The sequence below is a fragment of the Desulfobaculum xiamenense genome, assembly GCF_011927665.1.
GTDB classification, from domain to species: Bacteria; Desulfobacterota; Desulfovibrionia; order Desulfovibrionales; family Desulfovibrionaceae; genus Desulfobaculum; species Desulfobaculum xiamenense.
This window is the reverse complement of sequence record NZ_JAATJA010000003.1, coordinates 263317-274283: the sequence shown is the minus strand read 5'-3', so window position 1 is coordinate 274283 and position 10967 is coordinate 263317. Positions and strand designations below refer to the sequence as shown.

Here is a 10967-nt window from a genome sequence, read left to right as displayed (position 1 = left end):
TAGGCCGGGTGTGTAAGTGCAGCAATGCATTCAGCTAACCGGTACTAATAGGTCGTGCGTCTTAACTGATCACAAATCTCTTCCCTGTTTCACTAAATATTACAGGAATTTGTCCTGGCGACCATGGAGAGGTGGTCACACCCGTTCCCATTCCGAACACGGAAGTTAAGCACCTCATCGGCGATGATACTGCAGAGTTGTCTGTGGGAAAGTAGCCCGTCGCCAGGACTTTTTTTTCGCCTTCTGAACCCCGCGCCATCCCGGATGGCAGAGCCTTCAGAAAGGAAGTCCCTCTGACGGAAGTGTCTTCGAACCGATGCGCCGTTCCAAACTGGGCGACTTCTGTGACATCCCCAAACGGCCACGCCTCCCATCAAAGACACGACGCACTCTCGAAAGAGAAAACGCCAAAACGCCCGCGCATCATACGATACGCGGGCGTTTTGGCGTTTGTGGGCTGGGGGAGAAGCGGGGTGTGGCGGAAGGGGGAGACGGTGAGTGGATCGGCATTCCCGACAGAACATTTCTGCCCTGAGGGGGACGCGTGGGCAGAGACTCTCCCGTGTCTCGGGCGCGACCACAATCTCGCAGTTAGGCATATGACTCCCGTGCTGCCAGCATTCATGGATTTTCAAACGAAAGAGGAGATTCGGCGTGGAAACACCCAGGCCTCGGTCACTCCCCGCCTCGTCATATCGCCTCATGGCTACCTTCCTGCCCGAGCTCCGTCTCAACGGAAGAGTGGATTCGGGGCAGTCCCATACTTGCGAGCCACATACGAAATGCTCATCCCGGGCTGAGACGCTTCCTCAACGATTCGCAGTTTCTCACCCAAGGTCCAACGCCGTCGTTGAATCGTCTGTACGATTTCGACCGTGGGATACTCGTTAGCACTATCTCTGGACATACCTCCAGCACTACCTCCTAGGTTGGCGGGGGTGTCCGGTAAAAATGGGGGTTACTTCATCCTGTTTGCTCGTCAGGATAGTGGCTTAACTCCGTGTCCACAACTCTGTAGCACGATCACTGAATTGGGGGGACGCCTCTTCATTGCTTCGTGCTTGACCAAGAATACATTCAATGCCTAATCTGCGCCGAAAGGATTTGTCTTTCTGTTGTTTCCATTTTTTTAGACATATTGAGTGATTTTTCTCGGCGAGCGAGGATGGTTCTTGGGGGCGACTCTTTATTGTTGTGATGGTATTGATGCGGCCGAGATGGTTCGTAAAACCGATGAGATAATAATCGTGAGCGTTAAGTATCAATTCAGTATAAATAAAATCGCAAGGATTTTGTATGAGCAGTGATTGCAAAATAGGACTTCATGTCTTGCTGTTTGATGTTGATGAGTTTTTTGATCGATATATGCAGAACTGTGCTCCTTTCTTCGATAAAATCTATGCTGCATATAGCGACACGCCGTGGTCATACAAAGAGACAGACATAAAAAACAGTACGTCAATTGAAGCTGTTCGTGAAAAATGGGGTGATAAGCTGACCATCATAGAAGGTCGCTGGGATACAGATGAGGGGCAGCGCAATTCATGCCTTGATCAAGCACTTAAGGATGGATGTACACACCTTGTCATTCAAGATGCTGATGAATTTTATGAAGAAAGTATTTATCCAAGCCTGCTTGCTTCAATAGCACAGAATCCTGATTATGACGCATACCGGACTCGATGGAATACATTCTGGAAGTCTACAGACTATATACTTGCGCATAAAGGTAGGCCTGCCAATGATTCCGTTGTGTTCGCGATCAATATCGCCAAGGGAAATCGGTTTGTCCACATGAGGGATTGTTCGCCAAGGACATCTCTTCAGCTCGACGGGATATGCTACCACCTTTCGTATGTTCGTTCCGATGAATATATTTATCGCAAGCTTAATACCTGGAGTCATGCAAGAGATTTTGACACCGAGCGATGGTATCAGGACAAATGGTTGCGGTGGTATCCCGGGAAAAGGAATCTGCATCCCGTTGAACCGGATAAATGGGCGGAAGCGATACCCTTTACGGGCAAACTTCCGGATGCGCTACGTGATTTTCCGGCACCTGACAATTCGATTTATAAACCAAGTCCATTCGAGCGTGTTCAGGATGCCTTTACTACTGCACGGGAGTACGCAGATAAGACCCTTGCTCGGATGATGCGTTCGTTTCGCAAACGAATTGGTACTTCGAGGTGATAGCGGAGATTTGTTCCAGAAGCGGTTTTCCGAGTCATGCATATCTAGGAAGTGCTAAATGAGTATCACCTTCGAAACCAAAACATGGGAAAACGATTGGGGCGTCATGCTCAAGACACCTCGAATTTCGGAGATGATTCGAAATTGCGGCTATGCCTTTGACGAACGCATCCTGTATATCAACAATGTCCGAAGCCGGTCTAAGGTCGAAAAGGCCGCTGATAGACTTGTTCAAAAAGGTGTTTTGACGGAATTTGTGTGTGTGGAAGATTACGCAAACGATGCGCTGGACTACTTTGGGTTGACTCGTGACGAACTTGGGAAAGGATATTACTATTCTATTGCAGAGCTTGTCTCGATATATCGAGCAAAAACGGATTTTATTTTGCATTTTTCCAGTGATAGTGAGCCACAATCGTCGCAAGATGACTGGCTTGATGTCGGAATGAGGACGCTTCGCGAGAAGAAGGACGTGGCGGTCTTCAATCTCTGCTGGAATGAGCGATATGACGCGGCGCGAAGCGAATCAGCCGAAGAGGATGAGCTTTGCTGCTATGGGTATGGCTTCTCCGACCAGATGTACTTGGTGAGAGCCAATGATTTTAAAAATCGAATCTATCATTACAGTCATCCTGCATCGGAACGATATCCTGACTACGGTGGTGAGCTTTTCGAAAAGCGCGTAGATTCGTGGATGCGCACCATGGGACAAAAACGTGCGACATTCATGCATTCGAGTTATGTGCACAAAAACTTCCCCAAAACCAGATACGGGAGATTTTGTATGCGGATCAAGAGCGCTTTGCGTCGCGGAGCTTGATTCGTTGGTGCAAGGCGTAAACGTTTCTGGTGAGTGGTGTTAGTCAGTTTGTTGTGATTTTCGCTCTTCAAACGAAAATTAGAGGGGGCGTTGCAGCTATTGTCTGAACGAAAGCACGTGGTGAGATTGGGATGGTGTCGGGTGTCGTTCGCGAAGGCGCGTGCTTCATGAGCGTGAATTTTGTCCTCCCTCGGAAATATCGCGAGCGGAACTGGCCAGAACTCATAGCTGACCAACCTCGCCCCGAAGTCGTTCTCGCAAGCCCTCATCGTGTCGTCACCGGGGTCGATGCTTGGATAGTTCAGACGTGGGCTTTGCTCGCGACAGTCGATGTCCCTTTCTCCGTTTCGCTCGTGGAACGCGGTATCCCCGGACAATGCTCTGTTTTTCATTATGACCATGCGCGTCCGGCCCACGGCGTTCATGAAACGCAGGCCGTTGTGGTCCGCGTCGATAGGCCTCCGGTTCCATTGGCTGATTTTGTTATTGAACAGAATCCGTGTGTGCCCCAGTCGGAGAAAACCCAGTTCCTGCCGTCATGGCCCCAGCCCGGGCTGATTCCTCGTGATGGCTCGCGTGGGTGCTCATGCGTACGCCTTGCGTATGTTGGCAGTGAGGAATACGTTCCCTCATACATGAAGACCTCGCGCTTTATTGATGAGTTGAGGAAGCTCGGCGTTGAATTTTGCTTCATGCACAAGGGGAATTGGGTTGACTACTCGCAGGTTGATGCGCTTGTCGCGGTGCGCGATGTGCCGCGAAGCGTCCTTGCGCGGAAGCCCTACGCAAAGCTCGTGAATGCGTGGCTGGCCGGAATTCCGATCATTCTTGGCGATGAGCCGGCATACAGGGCCCTGCGTCGTTCTGGCCTCGATTATCTTGAGGCTAGTAGTGAGGCGGAGGTGCTTGTTGCTGTCGCGCGGTTGGTGTCGGATAGTCGGTTCTATTCCGCCATGCAGGACAACGCGCTTACCCGTATCGCCGAGTTCTCCATTGGTCGCATAACCGACATGTGGTGCGATGTTCTTGAAGCTGCGACGTCTTCGGTTCGTTCCTTTCCAGTACTGGAGCGGGCGTCACGCAGGATTCGGTATCAGGCAGGATGTCTTTTTGCCCGTGGCTGGAAGATTGCCAATGGTTGGAATGAATGAGCACCGTATGCCATGCGGTTTAAGATAGACGTTCAAGGGTGAGATGTTTCGGTTATGAGATGGATATATTTGCGCGATCAGGTGTTTATTTCGTTGCCTGCGCTTGTTCGCTATACGTATTTTCGTGGGGTTGCGTCTTTTGCCAAGAAGGAAAAGCCGAGTTTTTCCGTAGTTGTTCCATGCTATAATAATCCTGAATTTTTGGTAAATACGGCGCAAAGCATTGCTGTGCAGAGCGTCGCTCCGGTTTCTATTGTCTTTGTGAACGACGGAAAATTTAAGGTTACCGCAGATGCGATAGCATCTTGTGTGGCTATGCTTGGCGAAGACAGATGTGTCGTGATCGATCAGGAAAACCGTGGCGTCGCGGCCGCTCGTAACGCCGGTATTGATGCGGCAGTTGGGAACTGGGTTATTCCACTTGACTATGACGACGTGATCGCTCCTCGGTATATTGAGCGTTGTTCTGATATCGTTTGCGGAGCGAAGGATGTTGAGTTCATCTATCCGCATTCTCTCAAAACAAATTCCAGCGACGAATACTGGATTCCGCGATCTGGGAATCCGCGCCGCATTCTCGATAGATGCCTGTATCCGGCCTTTTCGGCGTTCAGCAAGGAATTGTGGCGTCGAGTCGGTGGGTATGAGGTCTGTCATCCGCTAGGAATGGATGACTGGGATTTCTTCATCAAGATTGTGATGTCCGGCGCGCCCTGCTGCCGTTTGCCCTTTTTCATGGGAACATGGCGAGGGCATGCCTTGAACGAGACGCATGCGGCCCGTCGCAACTGGCAGTGTGGGCGTGCGATGATCGTTACCTTGTCCCATGAGTGGCGCGATAGGAATGAGGTGCTGACCGCTCTTGAAGTGATTGCCGGGATGGCGGATGAGGTCATGGCGCGCGTGCAGGATAAGGTGCGGCTATTCCCTGAACACCCATATCCGCATATGTGGTTGGCGCTTGCGCAGTTGAGGCGTGGAGAGATCGACATAGCTGCTGCATTTGCGCGGAAAGCCGAAAGTCTGGCTCCGTCCAATTGGATAATGGGGCATGTGGCTGGATTGGTCCGCTCTCGATAGCCTGTCATCCCCCCCTCCCTTGCCGACGCAGAGCATGCGTGCTAATGGGTTGGTAAATGACACTTTTCGCCCGGAGGATATTCGAATGAGTGTTGAAGGGTATACCCTGTACAGTGGCGGGGCGCGTGGTGCCGAGGCGTGGTTCGGATCGCTTGCCGAGAAATACGGCATTCAGGAAGTCAACTACGGGTTTGAGGGGCATCAGAGCGAGCGTGCGCGCGGCATGCGCATGCTGACCGCCGAGGAGTTGGAACTCAAGGACGTGAGCCTGACCTATGTCTCCCGGCTCATGAACCGGAAATATTCCAACGCGCCGCTGTTCAGGAAGGTGTTGCAGAGCATTTGCTGGCAGGTGGCAAGCGGACACGAGGTGTACGTCGTGGGCGTGGTTCAGGCCGACGACACCGTCAAGGGCGGCACCGGCTGGGGAGCCGAGTACGCCAAGATCTGCAACAAGCCCCTCTTCGTCTTCGATCAGGAGCGCGACGCATGGTTCGAGTGGGCCAAGACCCGCTGGCAGGAAGCCAAGAACCCCGTCGTGTCCCACAAGTATTTCACGGGCACCGGTACCCGTTTCCTTGAGGACAACGGCCGCAAGGCCCTTGAGGAATTGTTCTTCCGCAGCTTCGGAAAATAGTTTCCGACGATTTTTGTTTTATCGAAAGGCCCGGCATGTGTCGGGCCTTTCCTTTTTTGCGTGTGGGGCCGCCCAGCCTTGGCCGTCAGCAGCGAGCTCTGGCGGGCATAGTCTCCTGCCGTGAGTGCGGCGTTGTGCATATCAAATATATACGTCCACGTGGGATGGTGATTCTACCCGCTCGCACAGCCGCTCGCGCGACGATCAGTCGATGTAGCGCTCCAGACCGAGGCTTCGCAGGTTGGCGCAGAGGTCGTCGTAGTTGTCCACGATGTCGCGCAGGGCCGGTGGGCTGACTTTCTCCATATCGGCGACGAGACCGGGAACGTCGTGCGCGACGCCGAGGAAGCCGAAGACCTTTTCGGCAACCGGGGGTGGGAAAGTGGAGACACTTTGCTGTGTTGGCCCCACAATGTCCTCGTAGGAAATTTCGATGTGCTCGAATTTTGAGGCGATGTCGCGAAAACGTTGTTTTCGGTATTCGAGGTGGATGAAGGTTTCGAGCAGGGGCTTGCAAATGTGGACCTCCACCTGATGTTCTCCCGTGCGTACGAATCCGTCGTATTCGTGGATGGGTAGTGTGCCGCGTTCCACTCCGTGGTTGCGGCAGGTGAGGAGAAATGCCGAGATGTGCATGCGTAGTGTGTTGTGCCGCACGAGGTGGATGACCTTTGGCGGGTTGCGCAGGAAGTAGCTGGCCACGAAGGGCAGGCGGTCCCAGAAGTCGTACTTGATGTCCATGCCTACGGCCTTCATGCGGGCCATGCTCTCGAAGTTTGAGGCGATGAAGCGTTGGGCGCAGGCGTACATGTTGCGGTAGGTAATCTGGGACGGGTCTTTCTGGACCGCCCGCAGCCATTGCACGTAGAAATTCTCTTCGCGGTCGGGGAGGAATTCGTAATCGTAGAAGAGAATTTCTCCGAACATGTGCACGTCCGGATGGCAGCTGACGACGCTACGAAAGAAGTTCGTGCCGCTTCGATTGGCGGCGAGCAGGATGAAGCGGATCATGCATGCCTCGCTGGTTGCGTGTGGCGGGGAAAGTGCAGGTCCTTCAATTGTATACGGACGGCGGCACCATGCGTCAACGTCCCTGAATTGCCGGAAGACGGAGCGTCTGTGCGCGGTTGAAAATTGCGGGGATTGGCGGTATGCAGTGCAGTCCTGCCGCATGCCGCGAGGCGTCCGGCCGGACGAAGCGATACGTCACGCCATCCCGACCGATGCCCGCCCCCCGGCGGGCCCCGTCCGCCCGATGCGGCGGCGCTTCGGCGGGGAATCCGTGGAACATTCACGCGCCGGGTCCGTTCCGGCGTTCATTTCATCATCTTTCATGAGGCTTTTCGGGCGAATCGTCCGGGGCCGCCGGAGGCGAACATGCTCCTGAGTCTGAACTGGTTGCGCGAATTCGTACCCTTCACGGGAACGGATGAAGAGCTGGCCGACAGGCTGACCATGCTCGGGCTGGAAGTGGAGGAGGTCATCCGCCCCTTCGCCCATCTCGACAATGTTGTGGTTGGTCATGTGGTTGAGTGCGAACGGCATCCCGAGGCCGACAAGCTGTCCGTGTGCAAGGTCGACGTGGGCGAGGGCGAAGCTCTGCCCATCGTGTGCGGCGCACCCAACGTGGCCAAGGGGCAGAAGGTGCCCGTGGCCAAGGTCGGCGCGGAACTGCCGGGTGGCATGACCATCAAGAAGGCCAAGCTGCGCGGTCAGGTGTCCATGGGCATGATCTGCGCCGAGGACGAGATCGGCCTTGGCGACAGCCACGCCGGAATCATGGTCCTCGACGAGGCCCTTGCCGTGGGCACGCCCCTCGTGGACGCCCTCGGCCTCGACCACACCGTGCTCGACGTGAGCATCACGCCCAACCGCGGCGACTGCCTGAGCGTGCTCGGCATCGCCCGTGAAGTGGCCATGGCCTTCGGCCTGCCGCTGACCATGCCCGAGGCCCGTGTGGCCGAGGTCGCCGAGCCCGCCGCCGAGCTGGTGCGCATCGTCATCGACGATCCCGCGCTGTGCCCGCTGTATCAGGCCCGCATCCTGCGCGGCGTGAAGATCGGCCCGTCCCCGGCGTGGATGCGTTACCGCCTCATCGCCGTGGGCCTGCGCCCCATCAGCAACATCGTCGACGTGACCAACTACATTCTCATGGAGCTTGGCCAGCCTCTGCACGCCTTTGACCGCACCCTGCTGGAGGGCGGCGAAATCCGTGTGGCAGCCGCCGAGGAGGGCGCGAAGTTCACGACCCTCGACGGGCAGGAGCGCACGCTTCTGGGCACCGACCTGCTCATCCGCGACGCCGTGAAGCCCGTGGCGCTGGCTGGCGTGATGGGTGGCGCAAACACCGAGATGAACGACGCATCCACCGAGGTGCTCCTTGAATGCGCGGTGTTCAATCCGCCGACCATCCGCAAGACTGCCCGCAGGCTCGGCCTGCACAGCGAAGCGTCCTACCGCTTCGAGCGCGGCGTGGATCAGGGCGGCTCGCCTTTCGCCATGGAGCGCGCTGCAAGCCTGATGGCCGCTCTGGCTGGCGGCGAAGTGCTGTCCGGCGTGGTCAAGGCGGAGCCGCGTCCGTGGGAGAACCTCACCCTGCGCTTCCGCATGGGCCGCTGCACCAGCCTGCTCGGCATCGATCTCGGCGTCGAATTCTGCAGGACCACCCTTGAAGGGCTGGGCTGCGTCGTTGATGCCACCGATCCCGAGGACTGGAAGGTTGTGGCTCCGAGCCACCGTCTGGACCTTGAGCGCGAGGTGGACCTCTTCGAGGAAGTCGCCCGCGTATACGGTATGGACCGCATCGAGGCCGTGCTGCCGCGCGTGCCCAAGTCCCTCGACGCCATCGCCCTTGTGGACCGCCGCTTCGACTTCTCCATGCGCATCAAGCATTGGGCGCGTGGCATCGGCCTGCGCGAGTCCATCAACTACAGCTTCGTCGGCCACGAGGATCTTGATTTCTTCAACCTGCCCAAGGAGAATCGCGTTTCAGTCATGAATCCGCTCTCCGAGGAGCAGAACGTCCTGCGCACGGCCCTTGCTCCGAGCATGCTCCAGAACGTGCGCACCAACGTGGGACAGGGCGCGAACCGTCTGCGCCTGTTCGAGTTCTCCAAGGTCTTCTGGGCGGACGCGCAGTCCGAGACCACGGTCACCGAGCCGTCGCGCATCGCGCTTCTGGTTTACGGTCGCCGCGATCCCGAGCGCTGGCCCTGGCCCAAGGAGGAGAGCGCCGGATACGCCGACGTGAAGGGCATGGTGGAGCACCTGCTCATGAGCCTCGAACTGCCCGGCGCGGAATACCGCCTGCGCGACGGCCATCCCTACCTCGCTCCTTGCGTGGAAGTGGTGCTGGACGACGAGGTCGTGGGTGAGATTGGCCGCGTGAAGGCCGAGATTGCCGACCACTACAACGCCCGCCGCGAGGTGTGGATTGCCGAGATGGACGCCGACGCCCTGCGCGAGTGGCACGAGGGACTGGTGCCCGGCTTCTCGCCGCTGGCCAAGTTCCCCGCCATCAAGCGTGACATCACCTTCGTCGCTCCGGCCACGCTCTCCGCGGGCAAGCTCTTGGCCGCCATCCGTGAGGTGGACGAGCCGCTCATGGAGCAGGTGGCGCTGGTGGACTGCTACGAGCCGGAGGGCGGCGAGACCCGCAACCTCACCGTGCGCCTGACCTACCGTCACCCCGAGCGTACCCTCAAGGACAAGGACGTCGAGAAGCGCCATGCGCACATCGTCAAGATGGTGCTGGACGCGCTTCCCGTACGTGTCTAATATGTAAGATGATTTAGCGGCCCGGACGAGTGGCGTCCGGGCCGCCTTACCAAGAGCGCAGATACGGGCCGGAGAGTGAACCATGGGCAGGACCTACCGCATCGGGCAGGCGGCTCGGAAGCTCGGTCTCAACACCTCGGTGTTGCGCTATTGGGAGACGGAGTTTCCCCAGTTGCAGCCCGTGCGTACCCGCAAGGGACAGCGGCTGTATACCGATGAGCACCTTGAGCTGCTCGCCGTCATTCAGGGCCTCCTGCACGAGCAGGGGATGACCATTGAAGGCGCGCGCAGGAAGCTTGAGCGCGACGAGCAGATCGTCGCCGCCCGCGAGGCTGGCGACGAGGAGACCTGCGCGTCCCTTGAGCTGGAGGAGTTGCGGCGCAGCGTGGCGTCGGAGCTTCTGGCCATGAAGCGCCTGCTCGAAGGAAATGGAGCCTGACCCGCCGCAAGGCGGGTTTTTTCTTGCCCGTCGCGCAGTGGCGGAGCCGCTTCGGTCGGGGCACAATGCTTTCACGAGGATGAGCGAAGTGATGTTTTCCTACAGCGTGCAGCACTGGGCGACCTTCCTTGCCGCCGCGTTTCTGCTCAACATGTCGCCAGGGCCGGATATGGCCTACATTCTAGCCAATACCGTTCGCGGTGGGCGACGTAGCGGATTCGCCGCCATGCTCGGCATCTGGACCGGAGCCATGGGACATGTGGCCTTTGCTGCGGTTGGGCTGTCGGCGCTGCTGGTTGCCTCGGCCACGGCCTTTTCCGTGGTGAAGTACGCGGGCGCGGCCTATCTGGCGTGGCTCGGCATTCAGGCTTTGCGCTCGCGCGGGGCCTTCAGCCTTGAGGAGGCTGGGCCGTCGCGCGCGACGACCTCGGGCATCTTCGCCCACGGGATGCTTGTCAATTTGCTCAATCCCAAGGTGGCCATCTTTTTTCTCGCCTTTCTCCCGCAGTTCGTGGTTCCGGGGGCTGGGCCGGTTTCGGCGCAGTTGGCGCTGCACGGCGTGCTACTCATCGCGTCGAGCGTTTTTGTGGAGCCGCCGCTGGTGCTGCTTGGAGATCGTATATCCAACGGCCTGCGGGGCAATGTTCGTTTCCGCCAGTGGCTGGACCGGGGGCTTGGGGCGTTCCTCATCCTCATCGGGTTGCGGCTGGCCGTGAGTGAACGCTAGCTTTTTACCAGAAGTGTCCTCTTGTGCGCCCCTGATGTCCCAGATTGGACCTCAGGGGCGCGCTTTTTCCTGAATGTATTACCAGATAGGGAAAAAAAGCACGAAGGTTGTCCTTGTGATGGGGGAGTCGTATGGTTGGACGT

General features: G+C 57.3%; 9 protein-coding genes, 1 rRNA gene and 1 pseudogene. 9 read left to right on the top strand and 2 right to left on the bottom strand.

Translation table 11 applies throughout. The features are described from left to right. Positions 1-113 precede the first annotated feature (113 nt). Positions 114-228: ribosomal RNA gene (gene rrf / locus GGQ74_RS14050) — 5S ribosomal RNA — on the top strand. 505 nt (positions 229-733) lie between these two features. Here the strand turns inward: rrf and GGQ74_RS14045 are convergent. Beyond that, positions 734-907 (bottom strand): annotated as a pseudogene (locus GGQ74_RS14045) (transposase); the annotation flags it as partial. 389 nt (positions 908-1296) lie between these two features. Here GGQ74_RS14045 and GGQ74_RS14040 point away from each other — a divergent pair. The 5 genes from GGQ74_RS14040 to GGQ74_RS14020 all read left to right on the top strand — a co-directional run bounded on the left by GGQ74_RS14040 (position 1297) and on the right by GGQ74_RS14020 (position 5881). Then, positions 1297-2193, top strand: coding sequence for a hypothetical protein (locus tag GGQ74_RS14040; RefSeq protein WP_167942220.1), 897 nt, complete (start codon positions 1297-1299; stop codon positions 2191-2193). Between the two features lie 58 nt (positions 2194-2251). Next, a complete protein-coding gene (locus GGQ74_RS14035; RefSeq protein WP_167942219.1) occupies positions 2252-3013 on the top strand; it encodes a hypothetical protein in 762 nt (253 codons plus the stop codon). 167 nt (positions 3014-3180) lie between these two features. Further along, positions 3181-4164 (top strand): glycosyltransferase, encoded by a 984-nt coding sequence (locus GGQ74_RS14030; RefSeq protein WP_167942218.1) that lies wholly within the window; start codon positions 3181-3183, stop codon positions 4162-4164. A 54-nt stretch (positions 4165-4218) separates the two neighbouring features. Continuing rightward, entirely contained in the window at positions 4219-5244 is a 1026-nt protein-coding gene (locus GGQ74_RS14025; protein WP_167942217.1) for a glycosyltransferase family A protein, read from the top strand. Positions 5245-5329: 85 nt separating this feature from the next. Beyond that, positions 5330-5881, top strand: a complete 552-nt coding sequence (locus tag GGQ74_RS14020; RefSeq protein WP_167942216.1) for a hypothetical protein — start codon at positions 5330-5332, stop codon at positions 5879-5881. Between the two features lie 204 nt (positions 5882-6085). Here GGQ74_RS14020 and GGQ74_RS14015 read toward each other — a convergent pair whose 3' ends face one another. Continuing rightward, the gene (locus GGQ74_RS14015; RefSeq protein WP_167942215.1) at positions 6086-6892 is read right to left on the bottom strand and encodes a sulfotransferase; all 807 of its coding nucleotides are present in this window, start codon (positions 6890-6892) and stop codon (positions 6086-6088) included. Positions 6893-7258: 366 nt separating this feature from the next. Between GGQ74_RS14015 and pheT the strand changes: the two genes are divergently transcribed. The 3 genes from pheT (at position 7259) to GGQ74_RS14000 (ending at position 10824) form a co-directional block, all read left to right on the top strand. Continuing rightward, positions 7259-9658 (top strand): phenylalanine--tRNA ligase subunit beta, encoded by a 2400-nt coding sequence (gene pheT, locus GGQ74_RS14010; RefSeq protein ID WP_167942214.1) that lies wholly within the window; start codon positions 7259-7261, stop codon positions 9656-9658. Between the two features lie 82 nt (positions 9659-9740). Further along, positions 9741-10097, top strand: a complete 357-nt coding sequence (locus GGQ74_RS14005; RefSeq protein WP_167942213.1) for a MerR family transcriptional regulator — start codon at positions 9741-9743, stop codon at positions 10095-10097. 91 nt (positions 10098-10188) lie between these two features. Next, the gene (locus tag GGQ74_RS14000) at positions 10189-10824 is read left to right on the top strand and encodes a LysE family translocator (RefSeq protein WP_167942212.1); all 636 of its coding nucleotides are present in this window, start codon (positions 10189-10191) and stop codon (positions 10822-10824) included. The last annotated feature ends 143 nt before the right edge of the window (positions 10825-10967 follow it).